Source organism: Corticimicrobacter populi (genome assembly GCF_003123725.1).
GTDB classification, from domain to species: Bacteria; Pseudomonadota; Gammaproteobacteria; order Burkholderiales; family Burkholderiaceae_B; genus Corticimicrobacter; species Corticimicrobacter populi.
Genome location: NZ_QETA01000006.1, coordinates 164,640 through 181,909, shown reverse-complemented (window position 1 = coordinate 181,909; position 17,270 = coordinate 164,640). Strand labels below are relative to the sequence as shown.

14 protein-coding genes are annotated in these 17,270 nt (G+C 62.9%); 6 read left to right on the top strand and 8 right to left on the bottom strand.

Annotated elements, in window-relative coordinates:
- The first annotated feature begins 12 nt into the window (after positions 1-12).
- Genes DD235_RS13880 through DD235_RS13865 form a run of 4 tightly spaced genes read left to right on the top strand, consistent with a single transcriptional unit; the run spans position 13 to position 7,138 of the window.
- On the top strand, positions 13-819 hold the full coding sequence (locus tag DD235_RS13880) for an ABC transporter ATP-binding protein (protein ID WP_109062691.1): 807 nt from the start codon (positions 13-15) through the stop codon (positions 817-819).
- Between the two features lie 40 nt (positions 820-859).
- Positions 860-5,041, top strand: coding sequence for a bifunctional nitrate reductase/sulfite reductase flavoprotein subunit alpha (locus DD235_RS13875; RefSeq protein WP_109062690.1), 4,182 nt, complete (start codon positions 860-862; stop codon positions 5,039-5,041).
- Positions 5,041-5,841 carry a uroporphyrinogen-III C-methyltransferase gene (gene cobA, locus DD235_RS13870; RefSeq protein WP_239990162.1) on the top strand — a complete coding sequence of 267 codons (801 nt, stop codon included), beginning with the start codon at positions 5,041-5,043 and terminating at the stop codon, positions 5,839-5,841. The genes DD235_RS13875 and cobA overlap by 1 nt, the downstream gene beginning before the upstream one ends.
- A 25-nt stretch (positions 5,842-5,866) precedes the next feature.
- On the top strand, positions 5,867-7,138 hold the full coding sequence (locus tag DD235_RS13865) for a nitrate- and nitrite sensing domain-containing protein (protein ID WP_109062689.1): 1,272 nt from the start codon (positions 5,867-5,869) through the stop codon (positions 7,136-7,138).
- A 47-nt stretch (positions 7,139-7,185) separates the two neighbouring features.
- Here the strand turns inward: DD235_RS13865 and DD235_RS13860 are convergent, their stop codons facing one another.
- Genes DD235_RS13860 through DD235_RS13835 form a run of 6 tightly spaced genes read right to left on the bottom strand, consistent with a single transcriptional unit; the run spans position 7,186 to position 11,876 of the window.
- Entirely contained in the window at positions 7,186-7,860 is a 675-nt protein-coding gene (locus tag DD235_RS13860) for a protein-methionine-sulfoxide reductase heme-binding subunit MsrQ (RefSeq protein ID WP_239990161.1), read from the bottom strand.
- A 6-nt stretch (positions 7,861-7,866) separates the two neighbouring features.
- Positions 7,867-8,871 carry a protein-methionine-sulfoxide reductase catalytic subunit MsrP gene (msrP, locus tag DD235_RS13855; RefSeq protein ID WP_109062688.1) on the bottom strand — a complete coding sequence of 335 codons (1,005 nt, stop codon included), beginning with the start codon at positions 8,869-8,871 and terminating at the stop codon, positions 7,867-7,869.
- A gap of 18 nt (positions 8,872-8,889) precedes the next feature.
- Positions 8,890-9,666 carry an ABC transporter ATP-binding protein gene (locus tag DD235_RS13850; protein ID WP_109062687.1) on the bottom strand — a complete coding sequence of 259 codons (777 nt, stop codon included), beginning with the start codon at positions 9,664-9,666 and terminating at the stop codon, positions 8,890-8,892.
- Positions 9,667-9,678: 12 nt separating this feature from the next.
- Entirely contained in the window at positions 9,679-10,425 is a 747-nt protein-coding gene (locus DD235_RS13845) for an ABC transporter permease (protein WP_204524245.1), read from the bottom strand.
- Positions 10,422-11,108: an ABC transporter permease gene (locus tag DD235_RS13840; protein WP_109062686.1), complete on the bottom strand. Its 687-nt coding sequence runs from the start codon at positions 11,106-11,108 to the stop codon at positions 10,422-10,424. Before DD235_RS13840 ends, DD235_RS13845 begins: the two co-directional genes overlap by 4 nt.
- Positions 11,109-11,111: 3 nt before the next feature.
- Complete coding sequence (locus DD235_RS13835) at positions 11,112-11,876, bottom strand: transporter substrate-binding domain-containing protein (RefSeq protein WP_239990160.1); 765 nt, start codon at positions 11,874-11,876, stop codon at positions 11,112-11,114.
- Positions 11,877-11,992: 116 nt separating this feature from the next.
- Between DD235_RS13835 and DD235_RS13830 the strand changes: the two genes are divergently transcribed.
- Both DD235_RS13830 and DD235_RS13825 read left to right on the top strand, forming a co-directional pair.
- The gene (locus DD235_RS13830; protein ID WP_239990159.1) at positions 11,993-12,580 is read left to right on the top strand and encodes an RNA polymerase sigma factor; all 588 of its coding nucleotides are present in this window, start codon (positions 11,993-11,995) and stop codon (positions 12,578-12,580) included.
- 13 nt (positions 12,581-12,593) lie between these two features.
- Entirely contained in the window at positions 12,594-13,643 is a 1,050-nt protein-coding gene (locus DD235_RS13825) for a FecR domain-containing protein (RefSeq protein WP_162300504.1), read from the top strand.
- A 48-nt stretch (positions 13,644-13,691) separates the two neighbouring features.
- On the opposite strand, the gene DD235_RS13820 is transcribed toward DD235_RS13825, so the two are convergent.
- Together DD235_RS13820 and DD235_RS13815 are read right to left on the bottom strand one after the other, a co-directional pair.
- Positions 13,692-16,127 (bottom strand): TonB-dependent receptor, encoded by a 2,436-nt coding sequence (locus DD235_RS13820; protein WP_109062683.1) that lies wholly within the window; start codon positions 16,125-16,127, stop codon positions 13,692-13,694.
- Between the two features lie 20 nt (positions 16,128-16,147).
- Positions 16,148-17,251, bottom strand: coding sequence for a YncE family protein (locus tag DD235_RS13815; protein ID WP_109062682.1), 1,104 nt, complete (start codon positions 17,249-17,251; stop codon positions 16,148-16,150).
- Positions 17,252-17,270 lie beyond the last annotated feature (19 nt).

Here is a 17,270-nt window from a genome sequence, read left to right as displayed (position 1 = left end):
GATATGGAACCCATGATGAGTGACAGCAAATACATCGAAATTTTCAACGTGGCTCAATCCTTCAAAACGGCCAAGGGCATTTTTCCGGCACTGCGCGATATCAACCTGAATATCGCCAAGGGAGAGTTCGTGGCGCTGATCGGCCATTCAGGCTGCGGCAAGTCGACCTTGCTGAACCTGGTGGCCGGTCTGACCGTGCCATCTGCCGGAACGCTGATTGCCGCCAACAAGGAAATCGCCGGCCCTGGGCCGGATCGGGCCATGGTGTTCCAGAACCATTCCCTGCTGCCCTGGATGACCTGCGAAGGCAACATCATGCTGGCCGTCGAACGCGTGTTCGGCAAGCTGGAAACACGAGAGCAACTGCGGGCACGCACCGCTGCCGCCCTGGAACTGGTTGGACTGTCCCATGCGGCCCACAAGCGGCCAGGGGAAATCTCGGGCGGCATGAAGCAGCGCGTCGGCATTGCGCGTGCGCTTTCCATGGAGCCCAAGGTCCTGCTGATGGACGAACCCTTCGGGGCGCTGGATGCACTGACCCGTGCCAAGTTGCAGGACGAACTGCTGGCCATCGTGGCCCAGACCCACTCCACCGTGATCATGGTGACGCATGACGTGGACGAAGCCGTGCTGCTGTCGGACAAGATTGTCATGCTGACAAACGGACCGGCCGCCACCATTGGCGAAGTGCTGTCGGTCGAGTTGCCACGGCCCCGCAACCGCATCGAACTGGCCGAAGACAATCACTACCAGCAATACCGGAAGGCAGTGATCGATTTCCTCTATACCCGCCAGGGGCATGTGGAAAAGGCCGCCTGAGCGGCCCGGACACCTGCCCATATCCGCCGGAACCCTCACCATGGCCGAGACCGTCAAATCCGTATGCCCCTATTGCGGCGTGGGCTGCGGCATCGTGCTGCATGTCGACGGCCAGCGCGTCATCAAGGTATCCGGTGACCGCAATCATCCCAGCAACGCGGGGCGGTTATGCACCAAGGGGCAAAGCTGTCACCTGCCACTCGATACGCCTGGCCGGCTTGCCGACGCCTGGGTGCGCACACAGCGCCACCAGGAGCCCATGCGGATGGATATCGATGCGGCCTTGCGCGATACGGCCCGACGGCTGCGCCATATCCTGGACACCCACGGGCCGGATGCCATTTCCCTGTACGTGTCCGGCCAGATGTCGCTGGAAGCCCAGTACCTGGCCAACAAACTCGCCAAAGGCTATATCCGTACCCGCCACATCGAGAGCAACTCGCGATTGTGCATGGCCAGTGCCGGCAGCGGCTACAAGCAGTCACTGGGTGCGGATGCACCGCCCGGCTCATACCAGGATTTCGATCATGCCGACCTGTTTTTCGTGATCGGGGCCAACATGGCGGACTGCCATCCCATCCTGTACCTGCGCATGATGGATCGCATCAAGGCGGGAGCCCGACTGATCGTAGTCGATCCACGACGCACGGCCACCGCCGACAAGGCACACCTGTATCTGCCGATCCGCCCTGGCAGCGATCTGGCTTTGCTCAACGGCCTGTTGTACCTGCTGGTGGCAGAGGGACATATCGATCCGGCGTTCATCGCCCAACATACCGATGGCTGGGAGACCATGCCCGCCTTCCTGGCAGACTATGCACCGGCGCAGGCTGCCGCCATGACCGGCCTGCCCGAAGCCGATATCAGGACCGCCGCGCAATGGATCGCCGAAGCCGGCGAATGGATGAGCTGCTGGACCATGGGGCTGAACCAGAGTACCCACGGCACCTGGCATACCAATGCCCTGTGCAACCTGCACCTGGCCACCGGCAAGATCTGCCGACCCGGCAGCGGCCCATTCTCGCTGACCGGCCAGCCCAATGCCATGGGCGGGCGCGAGATGGGCTACATGGGGCCTGGCCTGCCGGGTCAGCGCTCGGCCCTGCAGGCCGATGACCGAACTTTCATCGAAAATCTGTGGCAACTTGCCCCCGGCACCCTGCGCAGCGATCCGGGTGATGGCACCGTCGCCATGTTCGAGCAAATGCGCGACGGTCAGATCAAGGCCTGCTGGATTATCTGCACTAACCCCGTCGCCAGCGCCCCCAACCGCCAGACCGTCATCGACGGACTGGGCGCGGCGGAACTGGTCATCGCGCAGGACGCCTTTCTGGACACGGAAACCAATGCCTATGCCGATGTCCTGCTGCCAGGTGCGCTGTGGGCCGAGAGCGACGGCGTGATGATCAACTCGGAGCGCAACCTGACCCTGGCGCGCCAGGCCGTCCCACCACCCGGACAGGCCATGGCCGACTGGCGCATCATCGCCCGCATCGCCTGTGAAATGGGCTACGCCGACGCCTTCGACTACGCGTGTGCCAGCGATGTGTTCGACGAAATCCGCCAGACCTGGAACCCCGCCACCGGCTATGACCTGCGCGGTGCCAGCCATGCCCGCCTGCGCGAGACCCCCCTGCAATGGCCCTGCCCACCCGACGATCCGCAGGACCGGCATCCGATCCGCTACCTGCACCCGGGGCCGGCACAAGGCCCGCGCCTGAAATTTGCCACCGCCAATGGCCGGGCCGTTTTTTTCGCCCGCCCCTGCCTGCCGGCAGCCGAACTGCCGGATACAGAATTCCCGCTGATCCTCAATACCGGACGACTCCAGCATCAGTGGCACACCATGACCAAGACCGGCAAGGTGCCGGCGCTCAACCGCCTGAATCCGGCCCCGTTCATCGAAATTCATCCCGAGGATGCTGCCGCCCTTGGCCTGACCGACCAAATGCAGGTCGAAATCCGTTCGCGCCGGGGCAAGGCCCGCCTGCCCGCCAGCATTTCAAACCGGGTTCAGCCAGGCAGCTGCTTTGCGCCGTTTCACTGGAGCGATGTGTTTGGAGAAAATATGGCCATCAATGCCCTCACCAGCGATGCGGTCGATCCGATCTCGCTGCAACCGGAACTCAAATACTGCGCCATCTCGCTAACGCCCATTGCATCAGAGACAGCGCAGGCACCTGAGTGCAGCACAGATACCAGCGACACGGCAACAAGGCCTGCCGCCCCCCTGCAAAACATGTGCACCAACATACACCCTGCACTCGATATCGTGGCCAGCCTGCTGGGATTGGACAACCCGCCGACCATCACCCTGGAGCCCGACGAACAGCATTATGTCCAGGGCTATCTGACGGCATTGGGCACCCAATCCCTGTCCACTGCGGGCGTTGCGCCCGTCCTGCCGCTATCAGCCCCGCTCAAGCCCGCCCATCGGCTGTTTCTGGATGGTCTGCTGGCAGGCCTGCTGAATCACAGCGTCGCACCGGCAGGCCAGGCAGTTATTGCACCACCTTCCGCACCCGCCAATACAGCCCAGGTCATCACCCTGTTGTGGGCGTCACAGACCGGCAATGCGGAAACGCTGGCCCGGCAATGCGCGCAGCACCTGCGCGAATGCGGCCTGGATGTCACACTCAGCAGCATGGATGCCATCCAGGCCACCGACCTGGCTCGCGCCCCACACATACTGGCCTGCGTCAGCACCTTCGGGGATGGCGAGCCACCAGATCATGCCGCAGCATTCTGGCAGGCGCTGTGCGCGAACGACATGCCCCGCCTGGAGAAAAGCACCTATGCCGTGCTGGCGCTTGGCGACTCCAGCTATGATCAGTTCTGCGGGTTCGGCCGCCAACTCGATCAACGCCTGGCTGCACTGGGGGCACGCCAACTGACGCCGTGCCTGCCCTGCGAACCCGACACCCATGATCAGGCCACGGCATGGTGCCAGCACATTGCCCAGGCGCTCACCGCCGAAACTCTCCAAGCACCGGAACCCACCACAGTTGCCGCCATCAGCGCTGTTACGGCCAACCCCGCACCGGTGCCTGCCGGTAGCGCCACCCCGGCCGCTGTCGGCAGTGCCTCAACCGCAGAATCAACCGCTGCGTTCAGCCGCAAAAACCCCTTGCCGGCCCACTTGGAGCTGAACCAGCGCCTCAACCTGCCCGGCTCCGGGAAAGACACCCGCCAGTTCGGCTTTGGCCTGGCCGACAGTGGCCTGCGCTACGAAGCAGGCGATGCCCTGGGCGTCTGGCCACGCAATGACCCGATGCAGGTTTCCTCCTTGCTATCTGCACTGGCGCTGGCCCCCGACACATCGGTGGAACTCAACGGCATCACGATGCCACTGGGTGATGCCTTGCTGCACCATCTGGACATCACCCGCATCACCAAGGAGCTGCTGCATGCCATTCATGAACGCAGCCAAAGCGAACTGCTGACCGGGCTATTGCAGCCTGCCCACAAGGCACAATTGCAAGCCTGGCTCTGGGGCAGGCAACTGACGGACCTGCTGGCAGCCTGCCCGATCCGTCTGTCCGCACCGGAACTGCTGTCGCTGCTCAAGCGCCTGCAACCCAGGCTGTATTCGATTTCATCCAGCCAGAAGGTCGTGCCGCAGTCGGTACACCTGACCGTGGGCACGGTCCGCTATCTCCTGGATGGGCAACCGCGCGGCGGTGTCTGCTCGACATTTCTGGCCGACCGTGCCGAGCACGGCACTGTGCCCATCTTCGTGCAGAAATCCCCTCTATTCAAACCACCCGTCGATCCTGACGCGCCCATGATCATGATTGGCCCAGGCACGGGTATCGCCCCCTTTCGAGCATTCCTGCAGGATCGGGAAGCCGATGGCGCACACGGCCCGAACTGGCTTTTCTTTGGGGAACAGTATCAGGCCACCGATTTCTACTATCGGCAGGAATTGGATGCCTGGCTGGCCAGCGGCCACCTGAACCGGCTGGATACCGCGTTTTCGCGCGATCAGGAAACGCAGATATATGTCCAGCATCGCATGCTTGAACAGGGGGCTCTGCTCTGGCGCTGGCTACAGGAAAACGGGCATCTCTATATCTGCGGCGACGCCGCCCGCATGGCCCGCGACGTCGATGCCACGCTGCGCCAGATCGCCCGCACACACGGTGGCCTGACACCGGAAGCGGCCGATCTCTATATCGACAGTCTGGCGCAACAGCGCCGCTATCTCAAGGATGTGTACTGATGCACAACACGCTCTCGCACCCAGGCATGCACCCCTCTGTCTGGCTGGTCGGGGCCGGGCCGGGCGACCCGGAACTGCTGACACTGAAGGCCGTACGCATCCTGGCCCAGGCCGACATTGTGCTGGTCGACGATCTGGTCGGGGAAGGGGTCCTGCACTATTGCCCGCAAGCCCAGATCATCCGTGTCGGCAAGCGCGGGGGCTGCCGCTCCACGCCCCAGTCATTCATCCAGCGCCTGATGCTGCGCTACGCGCGCCAAGGGCTCACGGTCATTCGCCTCAAGGGCGGCGACCCCGGAATTTTCGGACGCAGCGGCGAAGAAATCGAATGGCTGGCCCGCCACGGCATTGCCTGCGGCATCGTCAATGGCATTACGGCAGGCCTGGCGGCAGCCACCGCATGCAACATCCCACTGACACTGCGCGGCATCGCACGCGGCGTCAGCCTGGTCACGGCCCACACGGACGATGACAGCCCGCCTCCCTGGGAAGCGCTGGCACGCAGCGGCACCACACTGGTGGTCTACATGGGCGTGACCCGGCTGGACGACATCTCCCGGCAATTGCAGGAGGGTGGCCTGCCCGGACATACCCCGGTCTGCATGATCGAGAATGCCAGCCTGCCCTACCAGCGCCAGATCGACAGTACGCTGCACGAGATGCCCGCAGACGGGCAGGCAGCCGGCCTGCGCAGCCCGGCCATCCTGATCATCGGCAGCGTCGCCGCCCAGGCCGGGACACAGGCCACCTCGTGTTCCGAATACCGCTCCTGTATGATTCCATGCAGCCAGGAGGCCTGAGTCCCCCGCAAACACCACGCACACCATGACCCGACAGACCCTGCCCCCGACACTGCGCTTCCTGATCGCCGCCCGCCAGGCGGAACTGCACAGTCTCGAATCGCTGGCGCATACGTGCGAGCTGGTCACCCTGATCAGCCACCTGGTTCATGAGCTGCAAAAAGAACGGGGCTACACCAATCTGTTCCTGTGCCATCCGACGCCTGAGCGGCAACACATTCTGGATGCACAGCACCAGTCGGTATCCACCCATGAGGCCGATGTCCGCACCTTTCTGGATGCCCTGCTGACCCACCCCATCGGCAGTGACCATGGCCGGGCCCGGCTGTTCGACAGTATCGCCCATGCGCTCTACCGTCTGGATGGACTGCCCATCCTGCGCTGCAATATCCTCGCGCACCGCCTGCAGCCAGGCGACGCCAGCGCGGCCTTCACCCGCCTGATTTCCAGTCTGCTGGCCGTTGCGGTAGAAACGACCGATGCCGCGCACGATGCCGACATCACTCGCCTGCTGGCCGCACTGCTGAACTTCATGCAGGGCAAGGAACTGTGTGGCCAGGAACGAGCCTACGGCGTGCTCGGTTATACCGCGGGCCGCTTCAATCCTACCCAGAAAGTCCACATGGTCATGCTGGCCGAAAGGCAGACGCGCTGCTTCATGCAGTTCGAAGCATTGGCCGACAGACAGAGCCTGCAGGCCTGGCAGAGTCTGGACGACCTGCACGAACCCGTTTTGTCCCTGCGTGGCATGGCCGCCCGCACCTCGGCAGAGCAGCCGGTCGATACCGGCATGGCGGCCCTGTGGTTTGATCTGTGTACCGCGCGCATCGACGGCATGCACCCCATCGAATGCCAGTTGACGACCACGCTGGCCCAGCGCTGCCGCCAGCGCATCGAAGCCGTCAGCCTGGACCTGCGCAACCACCGCGCTCTGCTCGACAGCATGGCGGCCCACGAGGGCAGCACCCGGCCCACCATGCTGTTCGATGTCCAGAGTCGTCCGCTGGACGTGGCTCCGGCTGACGGCATCGCCAGCGGCATGGAACGCTCCATTCTGGATCTGCTGCAGGCCCAGGCCGAACGCATCCAGGCATCCGACCAGGCTCTGGATCAGGCCCGTACCGCCCTGGACGAACGCCGACATATCGAAAAAGCCAAATGGATACTGGTCGAGCTGCACCGGATCAGCGAAGCCGACGCGCACGCACAACTGCAACATGAAGCCATGCGCAGCGGCCGCACCTTGACCGAAGTCGCCCACGCACTGCTGGCAACACGCAACGCCACACAGGGCTGAGCCGGCACACCTCCATGACGGGTACTCTCCCCGTACCTGTCAGCTGGTTATGGCAGTGAGGACCGATGCGTTGCACGCCAACGCATCCGCAATTTCACGACCACCCGCACAGCCAGCAGCAGCACCAGCACACCGCCATACAGCAACGGCTCCAGCCAGTCGTTCTTGCCCGCCTTGTGCCACCAGAAATGCAGAATCGCCAGCCCGCCGGCCAGGTACACCAGCCGATGCAGGCGCTGCCACTGCCTACCCAGCATGCGCATGGCCGCCTTGCTCGATGTCGCCGCCAGGGCCAGCAGGATCACGAATACCGCCACGCCCACGGCGATGAACGGTCGTTGCAGGATATCCGCGCCCATGTCACGCAGCACCAGGGCATGATCGAAAAACGACCAGGCCAGCGCATGCAGCACGGCATAGAAAAAAGTGAACAGGCCTGCCATGCCTCGCCAGCGCGGTGCCCCCTGCCAACCCAGCAGGTGACGGGCCGGCGTCAGTGCCAGGGTCACCAGCAGACAGACCAGCGTCCAGGTGCCTGACGAACGCAGCAGAAACTCCGTCGGATTGAAGCCCAGCGCCCCGGTCGCGCCCAGCCAGAGCCAGCGCAACAAAGGCAGCAGCCCCAGCAGGAACGCCAGCCACCAGATACACCTATCGGCACGCGCCCTGCCTCGTCGATTGCGCTGACTCATCGCCTCACGCGGGTCATGCTGGCCGGCCATCCCGGCTCAGTAATTGGCCTGCAGATCCATCCCCTGATACAGGGATGCAACCTGCTCGCCATAGCCATTGAACGGCAGCGTATTGCGGCGCGGGGTGAACAGCCCCCCTTCACCAATGCGACGCTCGTTGGCCTGGCTCCAGCGGGGATGGGCCACATCAGGATTGACGTTGGCATAGAAGCCATACTCATGCGGTGCCGACTTCATCCAGGAGGTCATCGGCCGCTCGCGCACCAGGCGGATCGTCACCAGCGACTTGGCCGACTTGAAGCCGTATTTCCACGGCACGGCCAGTCGCAGCGGCGCACCATTCTGGTTGGGCAGCAACTTGCCATACAGGCCAAAGGCCAGCAGCGTGAGCGGATGCATGGCCTCGTCCAGCCGCAGGCCTTCGGTATAGGGCCACTCGAGCACCGGGTAGCGCAACCCGGGCATGGCCTGCGGCTGCATGACCGTCTCGAACGTCACATAGGCCGCCTGCCCGGTAGGTTCGACCTGGCGCAGCAGATGCGACAGCGAATAGCCGACCCAGGGCACCACCATCGACCAGGCCTCCACACAGCGCAGTCGATAGATACGCTCTTCCATGGGAGCCAGTTTCAGCAGGTCGTCGATATCGAATGTGCGTGGCTTGAGCACTTCACCTTCGACACGCACCGTCCATGGACGAGTCTGCAGGGCCCCGGCCTGGCGCTTGGGGCTATCTTTGTTGACGCCGAATTCGTAGAAGTTGTTGTACGAAGTGACCGCGTCGTAATCGGTACGCGCCTCGTCGGTGGACAGGGCGGCATTGAGCGTAGCCTGTTGCATCGCCGCCTGCGCCGCCGTCAGCGACGCGGATCCATCTATTGTTGTACCTGAAGCTGACGCTGCCGCACGGGCTGTCTGCGCCACGCCACCCAGGCCCATACCGGCCAAGCCTGCTGCGGCAATCAGCGCGCGGCGCTTGTGCCATACCGATTCCGAGGTGATTTCCGAGGCGGGGATATCTGAGGGAAATCGAATCAGCATGGCTCACTCCGGAAAAGGCTATTTGAGATTGCCCGACAGGAAGCGGGCCAATCGTTCGCTGCTGGGGTTGGCCAGCACGTCGCGCGGATTGCCCTGTTCTTCGATCAGGCCCTGGTACAGGTACACCAGATGGCTCGACACCTCGCGCGCAAAGCCCATCTCGTGCGTCACCACTACCATGGTGCGGCCCTGTTGCGCCAACAACCGCATGATGCCCAGCACTTCACCGACCAGTTCAGGATCGAGCGCGCTGGTCGGTTCGTCGAACAGCATCACCTCGGGTTTTACGGCCAGCGCACGGGCAATCGCCACACGCTGTTGCTGGCCCCCGCTGAGATGGCTGGGATACGCCTGTTCGACCCCATTCAGACCGACAAGTTCCAGCAACCGACGCGCTTCGTCGATGGCTTCGTCACGCGCCATGCCCAGTACGTGTACCGGTGCCTCGATGATATTCTGCAGCACCGTCATGTGCGCCCACAGATTGAAATGCTGAAACACCATGGCCAGCCGCGTGCGCAGGCGCTGCAGTTGCTGCGGCGTCTCGGCCTCCAGGTCACCGGCCGCATTGGGTTTCAGGCGCAATTCTTCACCGGCCACGATGATGCGCCCCTGACTGGGTTTCTCGAGCAGGTTGATACAGCGCAACAGCGTACTCTTGCCGGAGCCGGAACTGCCGATGATGCTGATCACATCGCCAGGCCGAGCCGCCAGCGATACGCCCTTCAGCACCTCCTGGTTGCCATAGCGCTTGTGGATATTCTCGACTTGCAGGGAAAAGGCAGATTCGGTCATCGCGTGTCGTAGTCAGTGCGCCCGAGGCCGCAGATAGGCGGTAAAGCGGCGCTCGGCCAGTCGGAACAGGCTCATCAGGAAAAACGTGATCAGCAGGTACAGGATGGCGGCAAACAGATAGGCCTCGAACGGCAGGTAATAGTCGGAATAGATCCGGCTGGAGACACCGGTAATATCCATCAGCGACGGAATGGTACTGGCCAGGCTGGTGCCGTGCATCATCTGCATCACTTCATTGCTGTAGGGCGGCAGGATGCGGCGCATGGCCCCAGGCAGGATGATGCGATACCAGACCTTCAGGCGGCTCATGCCCATCGCATAGCCGGCCTCGATCTCGCCCGCCGGCGTGGCGCGGATGCCACCCGCCAGGATTTCGGCCAGGTAGCCGGCATGATTGATGCTGAAGGCCAGCATCGCGCAGAACAGCGGTGTCTTGAAATACGTCCACGGCCAGACGGCATCCCAGCGCTCCTGCACCCATTCGAGCTGGGCCACGCCGTAATAGATCAGGTAAAGCTGGATCAGCAGCGGTGTGCCGCGCACGCAGTAGGTGAAGGCCGAGGCAATGCGCTGCAACACGACCGAGCGACCGGTCAGCATCAGTGCCAGCACAAAGCCGGCAATCCCGCCAAAGCACAACAGGCCTATCAGCATGTAGAACGTGGTCCACATGCCCCAAGCATACATCCGCAATGTATCAGGCTGCAGAAACAACGCCCAGCTGAACTCGTTGGGATCGAGAAACTGTGCCCAGCTCATAGCTGCACCCGCTCCGATCCCAGGTTGTAGCGTGCATCGAGCCGCCGCAGTACCCACAGGGAAATGCTGGTGAACAGCAGGTAAAGCGCCGCAGCAAACAGGATGAAGATAAAAGGCTCGCGGCTGGCGGCCCCCGCCTGGCGCGCCAGGTAGGTCATGTCATGCAGGCCGATCAGGCTGACCAGCGCCGTCGCCTTGAGCAGCGCCATCCAGCTGTTGGTGAAACTCGGCAGCACATAGCCGATCATCTGCGGCAGCGTGATGCGGCGAAATGCCTGCCAGCGGGTCATGCCGAACGCCCAGGCAGCCTCGGCCTGTCCGTGCGGAATAGACAGGATCGCACCCCGGAAGGCCTCGGCCATGTAGGCACCATAAATAAAACCGATCGTCAGCACACCCGCGACAAACGGGTTGATGTCAACGCCCTGATCGTAGCCAACGTATTCGAGCAAGGCATTGAGCCCGATGGCTCCGCCGTAGAACACCAGCAACATCAGCACCAGTTCCGGAATGCCCCGAATCAGCGTGGTGTAGAGCGTCGCCAGCCGCACCAGCACAGGCCGCCCGGACAGCTTGGCGCTGGCCCCCAGCAGGCCCAGCGTGATCGCCACGACCAGCGACAGCAAGGAAACGGCCACCGTGGTGCCCGCCCCCTGCAGGATCATCCAGTAGTAATCAGACACGGATCAATCGGTACCGTAAGGGTCGAAATCGAAGTACTTGCGGCTGATTTCCTCGTAGGTGCCATTGGCACGGATGGCCTGGATGGCCTCGTTGAGCGCCTGCTTGAGATCTTCCCGGTTCTTGCGCAGAGCGATGCCCAGGCCTTCGCCGTAATACTTGGGGTCGTAGATGTCGCCACCCACGGCATGGTAATCGGCCCCTTCGGGCTTGCTCAGAAAGCCACCACCCACCTCGACCTTGTCGGCCACCGTGCCGTCAAGTCGGCCGGAGCGGATATCCAGATAGACCTGATCCTGGGCCGGATAGGAAATGACCGTGGCCCCCTCAGGTTGCAGCACGCCCATGGCATAGCGCTCCTGGGTACTGCCCTTGAGCACGCCCAGACGCAGGCCCTTGAGCGACTCATGGCCAACATAGGGGTGATCCTTGCGCACCACGACGGTGCTGGGTGTCTTGTAGTAGCGGTCGGTGAAGTCCACCACGCGCTTGCGCTCGTCGGTGATCGACATGGAACTGATGATCACGTCGTACTTGCGGCTCTGCAGGCCGGCGATCATGCTGTCCCAGACCTGCTCGACGAATACGCACTTGCGCTGCAACTGGTCGCACAGGGCATTGGCAATATCCACGTCGAAGCCGGCTGGCTGGCCATCCGGTGTCTTGTAGGTAAAGGGCTCGTAGGTCGGATCGATCGCCACGCGCAGATCCTGGGCCGAGACACCCGCCGCGAACACGGCGCAAACCATCCCCATCAGTATTCTTTTCATGGAAGCCTCCATTACCAACATGCAAAAAACAATCCCGCATTATAGAGGGAAGCGACACGGCTCCCGTCGGGCTGATAGCGTCGGGCGCAGACGCACCGGCCCGGCACAAGGCTATAATGCGAACACCTTTCATTATTCTTTTCTACGCCTGCACGCCGTCTGCCGCCACCGTGTTCGAGCGCTACTACCAGGAACTGCTGAACTTCTGCGCCCGCCTGACCCGCAACCGGGATGCGGCAGCCGATGTCGTGCAGGAAACCTATGCACGGGTACTGACGGCCCAGCAACAGGGCAGCCGGATCGCTGAGCCACGCGCCATGCTCTACCGCACGGCCCGCAACCTGATGATCGACCAGCATCGCCACGATGCCCTGCACCTGGGCACGGCCTCGCTCGACGGAACCATCGATGCCGACACCCTGGTCGGACCGAGTGCCCAGGAGCCCGAAGTCGCCGCCATGTCACAGCAGGCCGCACAGGTCCTGCTGGCTGCCATCCAGGGTCTGCCGCCACGTTGTCGCGAAGCCTTCGTGCTGCATCGCTTCGATGGCCGCTCACATGCCGAAATCGCTTCCATGATGGGCATCTCGCAAAAAATGGTGGAGCAACACATCCGGCTGGCCATGCAGACGTGCAGGCGCGAACGACGCGCCTGGGAAGCTCGCCATACCCCTTCTTGCACCGATACCCATGGGGCCGCCTAAAATAGTCCCTGTCATGACTGCCTCCCCTTCTTCTCCCTCCGCCTGTACGGACACCCCGGAACAGACTGCGCTGGACTGGTTCATGCGCAGCCGGAATGGCCTGGATAATGCGCAGCGCCAGGCACTGGCGCAATGGCTGGCCGCCGACCCGGCCCATGCCCAGGCCTATGCCGAATGGCAGGAAGACTGGGACGGTCTGGACACATTGCCCGCGCAGCAGCAGGGTGCCTTGCTGGCTTCGGCACGGAATGCATGCCAGCCACCTGCAGCACAGCGCCCCACGCCACACACCGGCTTCTGGTCGCGCCGCTGGCAATTGACCGCCCTGCTGGCCAGCCTGATCGTAGCGCTCCTGCTGTTCCAGTTGCCAGGCACGGCATCTCCCTCTTTCGCACACAGCTATGCCACCCTGCCCGGCGAACAGCAGACAGTCGAACTACCGGATGGCAGCCGGATCGATCTGGATACCGATACCCGTATCAACGTGGCACTCTTTGACGGGCATCGTGAGGTACGCCTGATACGGGGCCAGGCCATGTTCCAGGTCGCCGCCAACTCCGCCCGCCCTTTCATCGTGGCAGCTGATGCAGCACGTATCACAGTGGTTGGCACGCAATTCTCGGTACGGAATACGCCCGGACAGCCCGGTGCGGATACCCTGCAGGTTGCCGTGGCATCGGGCCATGTGCGCGTGGCACCGGAGGGCGACAGTTGGCTGCCCTGGCGTGCAGCATCTCAGATCGACCTGACCGCCGGCCAGCAACTGCGCCTGGACACCCGCCAGAGCACCCGGCCCGAGCCAGCCATCGCAGCCGACATCGGAGCCTGGCGCAACCACAGCCTCAGTGTCGACGACACACCGCTGTCCCACGTCCTCGCCGAATTCGCTCGCTATGGCCATCCGTCACCGCTACTGGCCGACCCTGGCATTGCCGCGCTACGGATCACCGGGACATTCGACACACAGAACATGGCAGGCTTCTATCGTCTGCTGCCCCGAATCCTGCCCGTCCACGTCGAGGGACAAAACACGGGTACGCCCCGTATTACCACTTCCCACTGACAGGCAAAGAACAAGCCGGCCCGGGCTTGCAGACGGGCCGGCTTGTGCTCAGAACTCCAGCGTGGCGTTCAGCATAAAAGTACGGGGTGCCCCCAGCACCAGATAGCCACTGTTGGGATACCCGCCTACCGAAGACCAGTAGTCGAGCCCAGTCGCATTCTCCAGACGGGCACGGAGGGTCAGCAGCCGGTCGCCGATGTCCATCATGTAGCTGGCTCCCAGATCCAGCCTGACCCAGCCCGGCGCACGCAACGTATTGGCCACGTCCGCATAGCGGCTGCCGGTAGCGATCACCCGCGCATTCAATGCCAGGCCGTCCGTGCCGGGTACATCCCATTCGACGCCCAGGTTGGCCTGCCGGGAAGGCACACCGATCACACGCTTGCCGTCATGCGCAGGATTGCCGGTATTGCGCTGCTTGGCATCCAGCAGCGTGATACCGCCCAATAGCCGCAAACCCGGCCAGGCTTCGCCGTAGAGCATCAGCTCGGCACCGCGATGCCGGTTCTTGCCCGCCTCACGGAATACCCGATCCGTACCGACATAGCCACGCGGCTGCTCGGTCGTGAACAGCGCCAGGCTGCCGCCGATCTGCCCGCCATCGTATTTGAGGCCGATTTCCTTCTGCTTGGAGACATAGGGAGACAACCGCTCTCCCACATTGATGGCTGTGTTCGGTGCGCTTTCTCCCTGCGCCAGGCTTTCGATGTAATTGGCGTAGACCGAGACACTGTCGTCCAGCTTGTAGACGATACCTGCCACCGGGCTGTTGTGACTGTCGTCGTAGGGATTGGCTTCCGGCAGGGAGCGAGCATAGTTGTAGGCCGTGCTCCGCAAACGCTGATGTCGCAGGCCCACGATCAGGTCGATACGATCATCGAACAGCGACATCGTATCGCCCAGCGTGAAGCTGGTCAGGCGCGTATGGTTGAACAGACCGGGATCTCCCAGGTCGCCGCCACGAAAGGCATTGGCAGAAAAAGCCGGGCGATCCCAGTACGTCGGATCATAGATATTGGTCGCCAGCGTATTCATGAAATCCATGACGATGGCATTGCGCTCCTCATGATCGTAATGCGACACCGAAGCCACCAGGTCATGACGAACCGAACCTGTCTGCAGTGCCGCACGCACGCCGATCTCTCCGGTCCATACATCGTCCCGGCGCCGGTTGTCGAAACGGTAGGCGCTGGCCGCACCCGTCTCGGCATTGCTGACCGTCACACCAGCCAACGAGTTGAACTCCTTGCCACGTCGTGCACCGATGGCAGCCCAGCCAGTCACCGCATCATTGAAGTCATACTCGGCCCGCAACGTGCCAAAGAAATCCTCTTCATTGGAGCGTGTCCAGGGCTGTGCATAGTTGCGTCGCGCATCGGGTGCCACCGGCACACTGTCGACACCACTCAGCGACACGTTGGGACGCATGCCGCTCAGGCGATTGTTCTGATAACCCGCATCAGCCGACAGGCGCAGGCGCTCACCGCGCCAGTCCCAGCCCAGTGTGACCAGATCCAGCTCGACATGTTCGCCATCAATGGCCGTATCCCCATCACGACGGGCGACATTGACACGCAACCCGCTGCGCTGATCCTCGCCGAAACGGCGGCTGAAATCTGCTGCCGTATAAACCTGCCCGCCACTGGCGGTGCCCAGCGTGACCGAATTCAGCGGCTCGCTGGCGGCCCGCTTGGGCAGAATATTGACTGTCCCGCCAATCCCCATGCCCGACGGTGCCGCCCCATACAGGAACGCGCCGGCTCCCCGCATCACCTCGACGCGCTCGATCATTTCCGCCGATGTGAACTGGCGTGGCAACAGACCATACAGCCCGTTATAGGCAATATCGTCGGAGGTCGTCAGAAAGCCCCGGATGAAATACGTCTCCTGGAAGTTGCCGAACCCGCGTGCCGTCCGTACGGAAGGATCGTTCTGCAACACGTCAGCCACGCTGCGCGCCTGCTGATCCCGGATCAGGCGATTGGTATAACTGGTCAGGCTGAAAGGCGTATCCATATTGTCACGGGCACCCAGCACGCCGACCCGGCCACCGCGTGCCACCTGGCCACCTGCATATTCGCCCAGCAGGCCGCCAGCCGAGGCATCGGCACTGGCCTGAACCGTGATCGCAGACAACTCACCGCCGTGATGCAGGGCACTCTCGCTGTCTTCGGCACGAGAGATCACAATCGCCCCCTCTTCGACCCGAAAACCAAGCCCTGTGCCCGCCAGCAGCCGCTCCAGCGCCTGAGCCGGGGTCAGGCTGCCCTGCACCGCCGGGGCCGTTCTGCCGGCTACGCTGTCGGGACGAACGATCAACTCCAGCCCGGCCTGGCGGGCAAACGCATTCAGTGCCTGCGCCAATGGCTGGGCCGGCAGGGAGACCGAGACCGGCGTATCGACCACGGACTGGGCCAGCGCTGGTGACGCCAGGATCAATAGTGTGGCGCACAGGGCCCCGGCCCTGGGAAAAACATGCTTCATGATGCAAACTCCGGAAAAATTCAGGGCAACTGGATACGCGCCACGCTGCCCTGGCCGCTGGCGAAGCGGTCAGGCGTGAAGGGCGTCTTGACGGTGACGTAGAGGTGGCTGCCGTCGGCATCCAGCGCAAGGCTGTTGGGGTTGGGCGGCAGGTGGTGCGTCTGCAGCACACGGTAGTCGGTGGCATCAAGGATGCTGACGGTGCCTTGGTCGCGGTGGCCGATGTAGAGTTGGTTGCGCGTCGGGTTGAGCAGGATGTCCATCGAGTCGCCCACCGGCAGGCGGGTGATGACGCTGCCGTCGCGGGCGTCCAGCACGAAGGTGGTCTTCTGCTGCGAATGGTCAGTGACGTACAGGCGCTGGGTCTTGTCATCGAGCGCCAGGTTCACCAGCAGCGCTTTGGCATCGCCAGCCGGCTTCCAGCGTTGCTCGATGGTGTGGGTGCGGGTATCGATGACCAGCACTTCGCCATCGCCGTTGGCGGAGTAAAGGCGGTGCTGTGCCGGGTCGAGCAGCAGTCCTGTCACCCATTTCCCTGCATTCCCGATGGTCGCACGCACAGCCATGGTATCGGCATCGATAGCCCAGATCATGCCGGGGTCACCGACCCCACCGACATACAGCAGATTGCTGCCTGCATCATGGACGACAGTACGCGGGCCATAGTTCGAGCCATCGGTACTTTTTTCAGTGAATTTCAGGCGCGCCAGCACCTTACCTTCCTTGAGGTCGATCTTGCTGACGGCGCTGGCCAAACTGTTGGTGACGAACAGGGTGTCGCCAGCCGGGTTGAGCGCCAGGCCGAAATTCTTCTCATCGGTATGGATCAGGCCCTTGGTGGCCAGGGTTTCGGGATCGAGCTGATAGATCACGCCGCCACGGACACCGGGCTGCGCTTCGGTCGATGCCACATACAGCGACTGGTTGAACGGGCTGTAGCGCACCTGATACAGCCCATGCGCCAGGTCACGCCGCAGCGCCCCCTCGGGCGAGAGCTGATAGGCCTGAGCAACAACAGGACGGGCAGAATTTTGCGCGGCTTGAGTCTGGGCAGAGGCAGGCACTGCCCCCATGAGCACCGCAGCAACGGCAGCCGCCACACATGTAAAACGAACAGGGAACATAACGGACTTCTCCAATGGA